Source organism: Micromonospora sp. NPDC047756 (assembly GCF_055587245.1).
On sequence record NZ_JBVJGQ010000005.1, the window covers coordinates 486,224 to 500,000 of the forward strand.

General features: G+C 71.1%; 10 protein-coding genes. 6 read left to right on the top strand and 4 right to left on the bottom strand.

Annotation, left to right across the window (positions count from 1 at the left end; all coding sequences use genetic code 11):
* Positions 1-5: 5 nt before the first annotated feature.
* From ACZ6NZ_RS18935 to ACZ6NZ_RS18950, 4 genes are read left to right on the top strand one after another with little or no spacing between them, the layout of a single operon-like run.
* Positions 6-2,684: a LuxR C-terminal-related transcriptional regulator gene (locus ACZ6NZ_RS18935; protein ID WP_465859325.1), complete on the top strand. Its 2,679-nt coding sequence runs from the start codon at positions 6-8 to the stop codon at positions 2,682-2,684.
* 16 nt (positions 2,685-2,700) lie between these two features.
* The gene (locus tag ACZ6NZ_RS18940) at positions 2,701-3,987 is read left to right on the top strand and encodes a nicotinate phosphoribosyltransferase (RefSeq protein ID WP_366610605.1); all 1,287 of its coding nucleotides are present in this window, start codon (positions 2,701-2,703) and stop codon (positions 3,985-3,987) included.
* Between the two features lie 50 nt (positions 3,988-4,037).
* Positions 4,038-4,619, top strand: coding sequence for an isochorismatase family protein (locus ACZ6NZ_RS18945; RefSeq protein ID WP_465859327.1), 582 nt, complete (start codon positions 4,038-4,040; stop codon positions 4,617-4,619).
* Between the two features lie 40 nt (positions 4,620-4,659).
* The gene (locus ACZ6NZ_RS18950; protein ID WP_465859329.1) at positions 4,660-5,907 is read left to right on the top strand and encodes an MFS transporter; all 1,248 of its coding nucleotides are present in this window, start codon (positions 4,660-4,662) and stop codon (positions 5,905-5,907) included.
* A gap of 477 nt (positions 5,908-6,384) precedes the next feature.
* On the opposite strand, the gene ctaD is transcribed toward ACZ6NZ_RS18950, so the two are convergent.
* Both ctaD and ACZ6NZ_RS18960 read right to left on the bottom strand, forming a co-directional pair.
* Positions 6,385-8,145 (bottom strand): aa3-type cytochrome oxidase subunit I, encoded by a 1,761-nt coding sequence (gene ctaD / locus ACZ6NZ_RS18955; RefSeq protein ID WP_210780947.1) that lies wholly within the window; start codon positions 8,143-8,145, stop codon positions 6,385-6,387.
* Between the two features lie 130 nt (positions 8,146-8,275).
* Complete coding sequence (locus ACZ6NZ_RS18960) at positions 8,276-9,382, bottom strand: FAD-dependent monooxygenase (RefSeq protein ID WP_465859331.1); 1,107 nt, start codon at positions 9,380-9,382, stop codon at positions 8,276-8,278.
* 299 nt (positions 9,383-9,681) lie between these two features.
* Between ACZ6NZ_RS18960 and ACZ6NZ_RS18965 the strand changes: the two genes are divergently transcribed.
* Both ACZ6NZ_RS18965 and ACZ6NZ_RS18970 read left to right on the top strand, forming a co-directional pair.
* Positions 9,682-10,803 carry a glycoside hydrolase family 12 protein gene (locus ACZ6NZ_RS18965; protein WP_465859333.1) on the top strand — a complete coding sequence of 374 codons (1,122 nt, stop codon included), beginning with the start codon at positions 9,682-9,684 and terminating at the stop codon, positions 10,801-10,803.
* A 170-nt stretch (positions 10,804-10,973) separates the two neighbouring features.
* Positions 10,974-12,539: a SulP family inorganic anion transporter gene (locus ACZ6NZ_RS18970; RefSeq protein ID WP_465859335.1), complete on the top strand. Its 1,566-nt coding sequence runs from the start codon at positions 10,974-10,976 to the stop codon at positions 12,537-12,539.
* A 73-nt stretch (positions 12,540-12,612) separates the two neighbouring features.
* Here ACZ6NZ_RS18970 and ACZ6NZ_RS18975 read toward each other — a convergent pair whose 3' ends face one another.
* Both ACZ6NZ_RS18975 and ACZ6NZ_RS18980 read right to left on the bottom strand, forming a co-directional pair.
* The gene (locus ACZ6NZ_RS18975) at positions 12,613-13,578 is read right to left on the bottom strand and encodes a golvesin C-terminal-like domain-containing protein (protein ID WP_465859336.1); all 966 of its coding nucleotides are present in this window, start codon (positions 13,576-13,578) and stop codon (positions 12,613-12,615) included.
* Positions 13,578-13,730 carry a hypothetical protein gene (locus tag ACZ6NZ_RS18980; protein ID WP_238666485.1) on the bottom strand — a complete coding sequence of 51 codons (153 nt, stop codon included), beginning with the start codon at positions 13,728-13,730 and terminating at the stop codon, positions 13,578-13,580. Before ACZ6NZ_RS18980 ends, ACZ6NZ_RS18975 begins: the two co-directional genes overlap by 1 nt.
* Between the last annotated feature and the right edge of the window lie 47 nt (positions 13,731-13,777).

Consider the following 13,777-nt stretch of genomic DNA (forward strand, 5'->3'; position numbering starts at 1 on the left):
CGCGAATGAGTCGATGGGAGTTCGTCGGCCGCACGGATGAGCTCAACCGCCTGCTGGAGGCCGTGACCGGCGAGGCCGGCCGCGGGCTCTTCTTCAGCGGCAGCGCTGGCATCGGCAAGAGTCGCCTGCTACGCGAGGGCGTGGGCGCGTTGCCCACCGACCGGTTCGCGATCTGGTCCATCGCCGCCAGCGCCACCACCGCCGCGCTGCCGTTCGGCGGGCTCGTCCAGGTCCTCCCCGCCGAGCAGCCGCAGGGCCTCTCCCCCGCCGGCATCCTGCGCTGGGCGCTCAACGTGCTGCAACAGCAGGCGGCCGGCCGACGGATCGTGCTCGCCATCGACGACGCCCACCTGCTCGATCCCCCCTCGGCCGCGCTCGTGCATCTCGTCGCCCGCGCCGAGAACGCCACAGTGGTCGGCACCCTGCGCGACGGTGAGCAGATCCCACTGCCGATCCGCGCACTCTGGACCGACGACCTGGTCGAGCACGTCGAGCTGACCCCGATGCCGCAGGAGGAGACCACCGACCTGCTGGCGGCGATCCTGGGCGGCCCGGTCGACGCCAACTCCGCCGACCGGCTCGGCCGGCTGTCGGCCGGCAACCCGCTGCTGCTGCGCGAGCTGGTGCACGCCGCCAACGGCAGCGCCGAGTTGAAGCGCACGTACGGGATCTGGAAGTGGACCGGGCGACTGGAACTGGCGCCCAACCTGACCGACCTCATCGACACCCGGGTCGGCAAGCTCACCGACGGCGTCCGCGCGGTCGTCGAGCTGGTCGCGTTCGGCGAGCCGCTGGGCCTGCACCTCCTTAGGCAGGCCGCCGAACAGTCGGACGTGGAGACCGCCGAGGAACGCGGGCTGATCACCGTCATCCAGCACGACCGGCGCACCAACGTCCGGCTGGCGCACCCGCTCTACGGCGAGGTCATGCGCCGTCGCTGCCCGGTCAGCCGCACCCGCCGGCTTCAGGCACACCTCGCCGAGCTGCTCGAGCAGGTCGGCAAACGCCGACGCGACGACCTGTTGCGGGTGGCGGTCTGGCGACTCGACTCGGGCACCGCACAGGATCCGGCTCTGCTGCTGGACGCCGCGGTGCAGGCGTTCACCCGCTACGACGTGCCGCTGGCGACCCGCCTGGCGCGGGCCGCGCTGCACACCGACGGCGGCTACGACGCGGCGGAGCTGCTGGCCACCATCCTGATGTTCGCCGACCGGCCCGACGAGGCGATCGACGTTCTCGACGCGGTCGCTCCCGAGCCCGGCGACGAGCGGCGGCTCTGCCGGTGGCTGACCGTCCGCGGCATGGTCAGCTACTGGGGGCTGAGCCGGGAGTCCACGGTGGAGGAGATCGCCAGCCGGGCCGAGCAGCTCAGCGACTCCGCCGACCGGTCCCGGGTGCACGCATTCGAGGCGATCATGCGCCTGCACCGCCTGGACACTGCCGCCGCGGTGCAGCTCAGCCGACGAGTGCTAGACCGGCCGGCGGCGGGCGTCGCCGCCCGTGAGCTGGCCCGTTCCACCATCGCGTACGTCCAGGCCGCGCAGGGCGAGCTGACCCGCAGCGGTACGGCGATCGCCCAGGTGCACTCGGCCGCGGCGAGCTGGCGCACCGACATGCCATACCTCCAGTTGGCCCTGGAACTGGCCCGAGGCACCCGGCTGATGCTCACCGGCGACCTGGCCGGGATCGACGCGATCGTGGCCGACGAGTTCGCCGACCTCGCCGGAGCCGGCGACTTCCGCCTCGGCACCGGCTACCTGGCCATCCTCCAGGCGTACGCGGCCCGGCTGCGTGGGCAGAGCGACGCGGCCATGCGTACCTCGCTGGGTGCCTGCGCGGTGCTGGCCACGAGCCGGGTCTACGCCGGTCTGGCCCAGGCCGAACGCGCCCAGGCGGCGGCGCTGCGCGGTGACGCCGCGCAGGCGGTCGCGGCGATGGCCGAAGCCGACCGCACGCACGCGCCGGGCATGGCGGTGCTCTACCCGTGGCTGGAGCAGGCCCGGGGCGCCTCGCTCGCCGCCTCGGGCGACCTGCCGGGCGCGGTCAAACACCTCGGTGACCTGGTGGACCGGCTGCGCTCGGACGGCTTCGCCGGGCACGAGGTGCACGTCCTGCACGACCTGGTCCGACTCGACCAGGCGGGCATGGCTGTCGGCCCCACCTGCTCCGACGGCAGCCGCCGCACCGTCGCGCAGCGCCTCGCCGAGCTCTCCGAGCGGGTCGACGGGGTGCTCCCGCCGCTGCTGGCCCGACACGCCCGCGCCGCGGTGACCGACTCCCCCACCGATCTGCTGGCGGTCGCCGACGACTACGCCGCCCTGGAGTTGACCGTGTACGCCGCGGAGGCCACCTCCCAGGCCGTCCAGCGGCTGCGCCGGCAACACTCGGCCGCCGCCAACGACGCCCGGGAACGCCTCGCCGGGTTGCTCGGGCGCTGCGACCTGATCCGGACGCCGGCGCTCCAGGCCGGCGCGCCAGTGCTCACCGAGCGGGAATGGCAGGTGGCGCGCCTCGCCGCGCACGGCGCTCCCAGCCGGGCCATCGCCGAACGGCTCTACCTCTCGGCGCGCACCGTGGAGAACCACCTCCAGCGGATCTACGCCAAGCTCGGCGTCACCGGCCGGGCCGAATTGTGGGCGGCGTTGCGCTCGATCCCGGGCCACGACGGCGGCGACCCGAGCTGAACCTTAGGCTGGGGCGGTGAGCATCCACCGCCCCGCGCTCCTGACCGACCACTACGAGCTGACCATGGTCAGCGCGGCACTGAAGGACGGCACCGCCGACCGCCGGTGTGTCTTCGAGGTGTTCAGCCGCCGGCTGCCCAGCGGCCGCCGGTACGGCGTGGTCGCCGGGACGGCCCGGCTGATCGAGCTGATCCGCGACTTCCGGTTCGACCCCACCGAGGTCGATTTCCTGCTGCGGACCGGGGTGGTCGACGAGACGGCGGCGGCGTGGCTCACCGACTACCGCTTCACCGGCGACATCGACGGGTACGCCGAGGGCGAGCTGTTCTTCCCTGGTTCACCGATCCTCACCGTCTCCGGGGGCTTCGCCGAATGCGTGGTGCTGGAGACGGTGGCGCTTTCCGTGCTCAACCACGACTGCGCGGTGGCCGCCGCGGCGGCCCGGATGGTGACCGCGGCGCGGGGCCGGACGCTGATCGAGATGGGATCACGTCGGGCACACGAGGAGGCGGCGGTGGCCGCGGCGCGGTCCGCGTACCTGGCCGGGTTCCGGTTCACGTCCAACCTCGCGGCCGGCGCGCGCTACGGCATCCCGACGGCGGGTACGGCAGCGCACGCGTTCACCCTGCTGCACGACGACGAGCGGGCGGCGTTCGCCTCGCAGGTCGCCACGCTGGGCAAGGACACCACGCTGCTGGTCGACACGTACGACATCAGCCAGGGCATCCGCAACGCCATCGCGGTGGCCGGGCCGGACCTGCGGGCGGTACGGATCGACTCCGGCGACCTCGCGGTGATCGCTGCGCAGTCCCGGGAACTGCTCGACTCGCTGGGCGCCACCGAGACCAAGATCATCGTGTCCGGTGACCTGGACGAGTACGCGATCGCCGCGCTGGCCGCCGAACCTGTCGACATGTACGGCGCCGGCACGGCCGTGGTCACCGGCTCCGGGGCACCGACCGCCGGGCTGGTCTACAAGCTGGTCGAGGTCGAGGGCCGGCCGGTCGTGAAGCGGTCCGAGCACAAGGCCACCATCGGCGGCCGAAAGGTAGCGGTCCGCCGGCACAAGCCGACCGGCACCGCCACCGAGGAGGTCATCGTCCCGCAGGGCGTTCCGGATCGGCAGCCCAACGACCGCCTGCTCCAGCAGTCGTACGTGGTCGCCGGCGAGTCGGTGCCGCTGCCGACCCTCGACGAGTCACGGGAGCACCTGCGGGAGTGCCTGATCTCCATCCCGTGGGAAGGACTGAAGCTCTCGGCCGGAGACCCGGCCGTGCCGGTCACCGTCGTACCCGCTGGCTGAGTCATCCCCCGAGCACCACCGACCGACCGCGCGGAGAGAGGAACCCCCCGATGGCCAACGCGCTGATCATCGTGGACGTGCAGAACGACTTCTGCGAGGGAGGATCGCTGGCCGTCGCCGGCGGCGCAGGGGTGGCCGCCGGAATCTCCCGGTTGCTCGCCACCGAGCCGGACCGGTGGACGCACGTGGTCGCCACCAAGGACTACCACGTCGACCCGGGTGCCCACTTCGGCGATCCCCCGGACTTCGTGGAGTCCTGGCCCCGGCACTGCGTGGTCGGCACCAGCGGTTCGGAGTTCCACCCGGAACTGAACACCGCGAAGGTCGAGGCGATCTTTCACAAGGGCGAGCACGCGGCGGCGTACTCCGGTTTCGAAGGCCATGCCGACGACGGCGAGTGCCTGGCCGACTGGCTGCGCCGGCGCGACGTGGACCGGGTCGACGTGGTCGGCATCGCCACTGACCACTGCGTCCGGGCGACCGCGCTGGACGCCGCCCGGGAGGGTTTCTCCACCACCGTTCTGCTGGAGTTGACCGCCGCCGTCGCCCCGGAGACCACCGACGTGGCCCTACGCGCGATGGAGGGCGCCGGGGTGGTCATGCACGGCCAGCCTGTGATCAGGGCCGCATGAGGCGCTAATTGATTGGCCAAGGGGCCGCCGCCGGTCGAGGATGACGCCGGAGGTACGGACCCACGTGAACATGAAGCCTTACCGGCGGGCGCTCGCCCTGCCCGGCCTGCGGTCGCTGCTACTGGTTGCCGTCCTCGCCCGCATCCCGCTCACCGCGACCGGGGTGACGCTGACGTTCCACGTCGTGCTCGATCTCGATCGGGGCTATGGGGCAGCCGGCCTGGTGGGCGCGGCGGTCACAGTGGGCGCGGCGATCGGCGGGCCGCTGCTCGGTCGACTCGTGGACCGGCGTGGACTGCGCCCGGTCCTGGTGCTCACCGCGATCGCTGAGGCGATCTTCTGGTCCACCGCGCCGTCGCTGGCGTACCCCGTGCTCCTGCCGGCCGCCTTCGTGGCCGGCTCCCTGGCCCTGCCCATCTTCTCCGTGGTCCGTCAGTCGATCGCCGCGCTGGTCCCCGAGGACCAACGCCGCCCCGCCTACGCACTGGACTCGATGTCGGTGGAGCTGTCCTTCATGATCGGCCCAGCGTTGGCGGTGGCCCTGGTCACCGCGATCTCCGCGCAGACCACCATGTATCTGGTCGGCGGCGGCATCGTCGCCGCCGGGATCGCCCTGTGGGTGGTCAACCCACCGATCCGGGAGGCCACCGAGCCCACCGGCCCCCAACGCCGGGTGCCGCGCCGCGAGTGGTTGACCCCGCGACTGCTCGCCGTCCTGGCGCTCAGCGCGGCCGCGACCCTGGTGCTCGGGGGCACCGACGTGGCGGTGGTCGCCGTCCTGCGGGCCAGCGGCGAGGTCGGCTGGACCGGAGCTGTCCTGGCCATCTGGGCGGTCGCCTCGCTGGCCGGCGGTTTCGCCTACGGGGCGGTGAACCGCTCGTTCTCTCCACTGGCACTGACCGCCGCGCTGGCCCTGTGCACCATTCCGGTGGGGCTGGGCGGTGCGCACTGGTGGCTGCTGTGCCTGGCGTTGATCCCCGCTGGCGCGCTCTGCGCGCCGACCATCGCGGCCGGCTCGGACGCGGTCAGCCGCCTGGTTCCGGCCGAGGTACGCGGTGAGGCGATGGGTCTGCACGGCTCCGCAGTCACCGTCGGCATCGCGGTCGGCGCACCGCTCGCCGGCGCGGTGATCGACGCCAGCGCGCCACTCTGGGGCTTCGTGGTGACCGGGGCGCTCGGTGCGCTGGTCACCCTGGTGGTGCTCCCGATCGAGCTGCGCCGCCGCCGCATCGCCGAAGCGGCCATCCCGCCGCCCGCCGAGACCGACCTCTCCCTAGCCGCCCGCTGACAGCCGGACCCAGACCCAGCGGCTCAGCCCGGACCGAGCCATCAAGCCGCGCACGCCCCGCGCGGCAGACCAGGCCAGGCCCCCGGGCGGCAGGCCGGGCCCCCGGCGGACCCGCCGAGCCAGGTAGCCGCAGATCGCGGTTTCCGCCCGACAGCCGGCAGGCACACACGCCATTAAGCCTGATGTCTGTGAGTCATCGTGATGACTCACAGACATCACGCTCACTAGCGACATTGCCGCCCTAGGGCCGCGTCGACGGCGGGGGCCGAACCGGACCGGACCAGAGCGCGCGGACTGGACCGGACCAATGCCAGGCCGGACCGGGCCAGGCCGAGTCGACGTCGAGCGGGCCTCGGCGGTGATGGGGAGCGGCTGGGACGAGGGCGAGCAGTAGGGATTGACAGGGGCGGGACATGGCGACGGGCGCCGCTCCCGGTGTCCCGGGGGCGGCGCCCGTCGTACTGCTGAGCTTGAGCGTCAGTGTCGGTCGACGTCGCTCGCGGTGTCCTCGCGGTAGCTGGCTCCGCCGTCCGACTCGCTGGTGAGCGGCTTGGCGCCACCCTCCGGCGGGCCGGCCAGGCTCTGGCCACCGGCCGCCAACTCCGGGAACTTCGCGTCGAACGCCGGCCGCTCGGAGCGGATCCGCGGCATCCGGTCGAAGTTGCGCAGCGGCGGCGGGCTGCTGGTCGCCCACTCCAACGAGTTGCCGTGGCCCCAGGGGTCGTTCACCTCGACCACTGGGCCGGTCTTGTACGACTTCCAGCAGTTGTAGATGAACGGCAGCGTGGAGATACCGGTGATGAACGCGCCGATCGTGGAGATCGTGTTCAGCGTGGTGAAGCCGTCGCTGGGCAGGTAGTCGGCGTACCGACGGGGCATGCCCTCGTTGCCGAGCCAGTGCTGCACAAGGAACGTGGTGTGGAAGCCGATCATGGTGAGCCAGAAGTGCACCTTGCCCAGGCGCTCGTCGAGCATCCGGCCGAACATCTTCGGGAACCAGAAGTAGATGCCCGCGAAGACCGCGAACACGATGGTGCCGAAGAGCACGTAGTGGAAGTGCGCCACCACGAAGTACGAGTCCGACACGTGGAAGTCGATCGGCGGGCTGGCCAGCAGCACACCGGTGAGACCACCGAAGAGGAAGGTGACCAGGAAGCCGACCGCCCAGAGCATGGGCGTCTCGAAGCTGATCTGGCCCCGCCACATGGTGCCGATCCAGTTGAAGAACTTCATACCGGTCGGCACGGCGATCAGGTAGCTCAGGAAGCTGAAGAACGGCAGCAGCACCTGGCCGGTGGCGAACATGTGGTGCGCCCAGACGCTCATGGAGAGCGCGGCGATCGCGACGGTCGCGGCGACCAGACCCTTGTAGCCGAAGATCGGCTTGCGGGAGAAGACCGGGATGACCTCGCTGATGATGCCGAAGAACGGCAACGCCACGATGTAGACCTCGGGGTGCCCGAAGAACCAGAACAGGTGCTGCCAGAGCATCGGCCCACCGGTTGCCGGGTCGTACACGTGCGCGCCGAGGATGCGGTCCGCGGCGAGCGCGAAGAGCGCGGCGGCCAGCAGCGGGAAGACCAGGATCACCAGAAGGCTGGTGACCAGGATGTTCCACGTGAAGATCGGCATCCGGAACATGGTCATGCCGGGCGCGCGCAGCGTCAGCACCGTAGTGATCATGTTCACGGCGCCGAGGATTGTGCCCAGGCCGGAGATGGCCAGACCCATGATCCACATGTTGGCGCCGACGCCCGGCGAGTGCTCGACGCTGCTCAGCGGCGCGTACGCGAACCAGCCGAAGTCGGCGGCCCCGCCCGGGGTGATGAATCCGGCGGTCGCCATCGTGCCGCCGAACAGGTACAGCCAGTAGGCGAAGCTGTTCAGCCGGGGGAAGGAGACGTCAGGCGCACCGATCTGGATCGGCACGATGTAGTTCGCGAAGGCGAACACGATCGGCGTCGCGAAGAACAGCAACATGATCGTGCCGTGCATCGTGAAGAGCTGGTTGTACTGCTCGGGCGACAGGAACTGCAGCCCGGGTCGGGCCAGCTCAGCACGCATGACCAGAGCCATCAGGCCACCGATCATGAAGAACACGAACGCGGTGATCATGTACATGATCCCGATCTGCTTCGCGTCCGTGGTTCGCAGCAGCCGCGCGATGGCCGACCCCTTGACCGGCTCCCGGACCGGCCAGGGCCGGGTCACGACCGGCTTGGGTGCGACGGTGGTCACGAGTGGCCTCCGGTTCTCGGTTGTCCCGCTCGGCACACGCTGGTTATCGGCGGGCCGTCATCCGCAAGGAGGATAGTCCCCGGCAGGTCGCAGCGCCGCGTGGGGTGGCGTGACACGATCTACTACGGGCCTACAGCGGGCCGAGCAGGAGCCGGTAGTGCTCCCCGAAGATGCGGTCGCCGCGTCCGCGCAGCAGCGGGTCGCGCAGCGCCGGCGGGACATCCCTGGTGCGGTTGCGGTCCCGGGTCCGGTCCCGCACCCATCGGGTACGCGGACGGCGACGACTCTCGTACGCCACCAGGGCCGCCTCCACGCTGTTGGCGGCGCGCAGCGACTCGGCCAGCACCACGGCGTCCTCCAGAGCCATCGCCGCACCCTGCGACAGCGTTGGCGCGGTGGCGTGCGCGGCGTCGCCGACCAGCAGGACCCGCCCCCGGTACCAGCGACCCAACTCGACCTCGTCGGTGATCCCGACGTGCACCTCGTCGAGGGCGGCCAACACCTCGGGCACCGCGCCCCGGTAGTCGGCGAAGAGGTCCCGCAGCCGGGCGAGAGGGTCCGCGGGTTCCTCGGTGCCGGCCTCGTCGGCGTAGATGTGCAGCCGTCCGGCACCGATCGGCACCATCAGGAACCCGGAGCGCTGGCCGAGCAGCGCGGTCCACTCGGTCACCGGTGGACCGTCGCGCAGGACGGCCCGGTAGACGACCTGCCCGACCGGGCGCGGCGGTCCGCCCAGCGCGGCCAGCGCGCGGACCGAGGAGCGTGGCCCGTCGGCACCGATCACCAGGTCGTACTCCGTGGTGGTGCCGTCGGTGAAGGTGACGCCCACCGCGCCCGGGAGCAGCTCCAGGGTGCGGACCTCGGCGCCGTGCCGGACGGCGCCGCCGGCACCGCTGAGCAGCACCCGGTGCAGGTCGGCCCGGGGTAGCGCCCGGCACTCTCCGACGCCGGCCCAGAGGGCGTCGAGGTCGACCTCGCAGAGTTGCGCTCCGGCGGCGTCGTAGAACCGCTGACGGTGGATCACCTGTCCGGTCGGCCGGACGGGGTCGTGCAGGTCGAGCCGGTGCAGCGCGCGGGCGGCGTTGCCGGGCAGGTAGAGACCGGTCTCGGTGGACTCCCCCGGGGGCAGCTTGTCGGTGACGTCGGGCCGGAAGCCCGCCAGGCGCAGCGCCCGGGCTACGGCCAGGCCGGCGATGCCCGCGCCGACGACGAGGATGCGCAGGGGGGAGCCACCCATGGTGGTGTACGCCTCCGGAGGGGGAGCGGCACGCGTTGGAGGCAACACGCTACTCGGAGCGATCGGCGCACACCAGGCCCAATCGGTCGGCACCCCGCCGACCGTCGGCGACCCGGGCCGCTTGGCTGGCCGTCCGTCGGCAGCCGTCCGGCGGGGAATGGCAATCCTCACAATTCGCCGGATCGACGCGGACGGTTGCGCAGCAGTTTCAGGCATGTAAATGTGTGGTTGAGCGTGGGAGCGCTCCCGTACCACCCCACCACATCCGGCGCCCGGCACGCGCCGAGTCAAGGAGCGTCATGAAACGTCGTATTCGAGCCCTGGCCGCCGCCGGGTTGCTGGTCGCCAGTTCGCTGGTGGCCGTGGCTCTCGGTGGCAACGCCTCCGCCGACACCCTGATCTGTGACCAGTACGGCTCGACCACCATCCAGGGCCGCTACGTGGTGCAGAACAACCGCTGGGGCACCACCGCCCAGCAGTGCATCAACGTCACCAACAACGGCTTCGAGATCAGAACGCTGAATGGCAGCAGCCCCACCAACGGGGCGCCGACGGCGTACCCCTCGGTGTTCTTCGGTTGTCACTACACCAACTGCTCCCCCGGCACGAACCTGCCGATGCAGGTGAGTCAGATCAGCAGCGCCACCAGCAGCATCTCCTACCGGTACGTCAGCGGCGCCACCTACAACGCGTCGTACGACATCTGGCTGGACCCGTCGCCCAAGCGGGACGGGGTGAACCAGATGGAGATCATGATCTGGCTCAACCGGCAGGGCTCGATCCAGCCCATCGGCTCGGTGGTCGGCACCACCAACCTCGCCGGCCGCACCTGGGAGGTCTGGCGGGGCAGCAACGGCTCCAACAACGTCATCTCCTACGTCGCGCAATCGGCGATCTCCAGCCTGAACTTCAGCGTGCTGGACTTCATCAACGACACCCGTAACCGGGGCGCGATCACCAACTCCTGGTACCTGACCAGCATCCAGGCCGGCTTCGAGCCGTGGCAGGGCGGCGTCGGCCTCGCGGTGAACTCGTTCTCGGCCAGCGTCAACGGTGGCGGCCAGCCGCCGACCAACCCGACGACCCCGCCGCCGAGCGGCGGCGCGAGCTGCGCGGTGAAGTACACGGCGAACTCCTGGAACAACGGCTTCACCGCCGACGTGCAGATCACCAACACCGGGTCGAGCGCGATCAACGGCTGGACGCTCAACTACTCGCTGCCCAGCGGGCAGACGGTCACCAGCGCGTGGAACGCCACGGTGAGCCAGAGCGGGTCAGCGGTGACCGCCCGCAACGTGGGCCACAACGGGTCGATCGCGCCCGGCGGCACCGCGAGCTTCGGCTACCAGGGCAGCCTGAGCGGGTCGTACTCGTCGCCGACAAGCTTCTCGCTCAACGGGGCGAACTGCTCCCGCAACTGAGCCGACACCACCACGGCGGGGGCGTGACCTGGACGGTCACGCCCCCGCACGTCGCTGCTCGCGGGTTGACGCAGACCGGCGGTGGAAATTCCGCGCGACCAATCGCCATATCGAGGATGAAAGAATCACGCTTAACTATGCATTAATATTATCTAAGTACCTTTTGGTAGATGTCGGCTTTAAGGTCATTTCGGCACGATGTCTCGTCGTCGGTCGTCGTCTTCCTGATCGCCATCCCGTTGTCCCTGGGCATCGCCGCCGCCTCCGGAGCGCCGCTGCTGGCCGGGCTGATCGCGGCCGTCGTGGGCGGCATCGTCGCCGGCGCGCTCAGCGGGGCGCCGCTCCAGGTCAGTGGGCCGGCGGCGGGGCTCACGGTGATCGTCGCGGGCACCATCGCCGAGTTCGGCTTCGCCGGCACGGCCGCGATCGTGACGGTCGCCGGGCTCCTGCAGATCCTGCTGGGCATCACCCGCCTCGGGCGGGCCGCGCTCGCTCTGTCGCCAACAGTCGTACACGGGATGCTGGCCGGCATCGGCCTGGTCATCGCGTTGAGCCAGGTCCACGTCGCGCTCGGCGGAGCGCCCCAGAGTTCGGCGTGGGCGAATCTCCGTGACCTACCCGGCCAGGTCGCCGACTACCACAGTGTGTCAGTGCTGCTCGGCGCGCTGACCATGACGCTGTTGCTGGTCTGGTCGCGGCTGGTCAAGACCACCATGCTGCCCGCGACCCTGGTGGCGGTGGTGGTCGCCACCGTGGTCGCGACGGCCACCGGCGCCGACGTGGAGCGGGTCGATCTGCCGGCCAACCCCCTGAGCGCGATCACCTTCGCCCGCTGGCCCGACGCACCGCTGTGGGAGGTTCTCCCGGCAGTCCTCACCATCGCCCTGGTGGCGAGCGTGGAGTCTCTTCTCTCGGCGGTAGCCGTCGACCGGATGCACCACGACCCACGGGCGAACCTCGATCGCGAACTCATCGCCCAGGGCACCGCGAACGCCGTGTCCGGAACGCTCGGCGGCCTCCCGGTCACCGGCGTCATCGTGCGCAGCTCGGCCAACGTCGCGGCCGGGGCACGCACTCGCGCCTCGGCCATCCTGCACGGAGTCTGGATCGCCGGGTTCGTGATGGCCGGCGCCGTGCTGCTGGAGATGATCCCGATGGCCGCGCTCGCCGCGGTCCTCGTGGTGGTCGGCGTACGGCTGGTGAGCCTCGCCCAGATCCGCACGTACGCCCGACACCGGGAGCTGCCCATCTACGTGGTCACCGCCGTCGGCGTGGCCGCGACGGACCTGCTCATCGGGGTCGGGCTGGGCATGGCGACGGCGGTGCTCTTCATGTTGTGGCGGTTGGCCCGGTGCGAGATCCACGTCACCGAGCCGACGTCCGGCGCGTGGCTCGTGTCGATCACCGGAACACTCGCGTTCGTCGCCTCCGGCCGGCTCACCCGCCGACTCGCCGCCCTGCCTCCGGGACAGCACGTCGAACTCGAACTGCACCTGGACTATCTCGACCACGGCGCCTACGAGACCATCCGCGACTGGCAGGCGTCCTACACGCGGGCGGGTGGCGACGTCCACGTCAACGAGGTACACGGCTCGTGGCTCCATCGTGCGGGCACCGACGGGCTCGGCACCGGCAAGTGCACCTCTCCGTGCGCGACCCGCGGTCGTCGGTCTCCGGACGCGCGCGTGCCGGCCCGGCCCGAGTTGCCGCCGCCTCGGTCCACTCCGATCCCATGAAGTCGGGGCATCCGCGTGCTCGGAACACCCCGACTTCCCGGGAGCCGGGTCGTCGAACCAGGGCCAGCCGAGGTCAGACCCGGGTGAGGCGTACGGCGTCGGCGATGACCAGGCCGGTGGTGTTGCTCCACCGGCTCACGCCGACCCGGTTGGCGTCCCCTGCCGGCAGCGGGAACGTGCCGAGGACACGCCACTGCCCGCCGGTGGCCCGTTGGTCGACCCGGACGGTCTGGTTGCCGGCGCTCGTGGCGACGATGTACGGGGCGGCGCTGCTGTAGCCGGAGTTCGCGGGCCACCAGGCCTCGACCCGGTAGGTGGCGGTGGCCGGGACGTTGAACCGGTACCACGCGACGTCGCTGGCGGCGACCGGGTCCGCGTACCGGTAGTCGGCGCCGTAGCGCTGACTGGAGTACGACGACACACCCCAGTTGGCGCTGGCGGTGAACCGACCACTGGTGGTGTTGTCCACGGTGGAGGACCAGGCCGTGCCGCCGCCGGTCATCCTCGCCGCCACGTCGGCGCGCATGACGTTCAGGTCGATGAAGGACGGGTCGATCTTGCCGGTGGTGCTGGTCTCCCGGTGGCCTCGGGCATAGCTGCTGTCCCGCCCGAGCCGGGTGAGGACGGCGGCGGTGGCGGCGAGCGACGCGCTGTACTGCGCGGTGGTCATCTCCTGGTTGACACCGTTGTAGTCGATCTCCCACCCGATCATCAGGGTGTTGCCGTCCCCGGCGGGGATCGGTCCGCTGCCGCCGCTGACTCCGGCGTGGTTGCACCGACCGGCGGAGATGACGTGGAAGACACCGTTGTAGTCGACGAGCGCCTGGCACAGCGGGCCCGGTAGGTCGGACCGACCGTTGATGCAGATGCCGAGTGCCGGGTGCGGATTGCTGGCGCTGGAGGTCGAGGCGGTGTGGTGCCAGAGCACCCCGATCGGGTCGAACGAGCCGGGCCGCATCCGGTTGAGCCAGTCCCCCTCGACGACGACCTGGACCCCGGCGGCGCGCAGGACGTCCACCAGCCAGGGAATCGTCGCCATCAGGCGTCCTGGAGCAGGTCGGCGAGGCATTCGGCCTTCGGCGCGGCGCTCGCGGCGGCGGGTCGGGTGACGACGGTCAGCGCGGCGACCACCAGGGCGGGGATGCCGAGCACCCCACGACGGGGCAGACGGATGGACGGGGTTCGGGCCATGGCGATCCTCCAGCGACTGGCGGGTACGAACGGATCGACGAACGTGA

Bases quoted from the DNA above. Each gene is read 5' to 3' on its own strand.
- ACZ6NZ_RS18935 (WP_465859325.1), top strand. From the start codon at position 6: ATGAGTCGATGGGAGTTCGTCGGCCGCACGGATGAGCTCAACCGCCTG.
- ACZ6NZ_RS18945 (WP_465859327.1), top strand. From the start codon at position 4,038: ATGGCCAACGCGCTGATCATCGTGGACGTGCAGAACGACTTCTGCGAG.
- ACZ6NZ_RS18950 (WP_465859329.1), top strand. From the start codon at position 4,660: ATGACGCCGGAGGTACGGACCCACGTGAACATGAAGCCTTACCGGCGG.
- ACZ6NZ_RS18960 (WP_465859331.1), bottom strand. From the start codon at position 9,382: ATGGGTGGCTCCCCCCTGCGCATCCTCGTCGTCGGCGCGGGCATCGCC.
- ACZ6NZ_RS18965 (WP_465859333.1), top strand. From the start codon at position 9,682: ATGAAACGTCGTATTCGAGCCCTGGCCGCCGCCGGGTTGCTGGTCGCC.
- ACZ6NZ_RS18970 (WP_465859335.1), top strand. From the start codon at position 10,974: ATGTCGGCTTTAAGGTCATTTCGGCACGATGTCTCGTCGTCGGTCGTC.
- ACZ6NZ_RS18975 (WP_465859336.1), bottom strand. From the start codon at position 13,578: ATGGCGACGATTCCCTGGCTGGTGGACGTCCTGCGCGCCGCCGGGGTC.
- ACZ6NZ_RS18980 (WP_238666485.1), bottom strand. From the start codon at position 13,730: ATGGCCCGAACCCCGTCCATCCGTCTGCCCCGTCGTGGGGTGCTCGGC.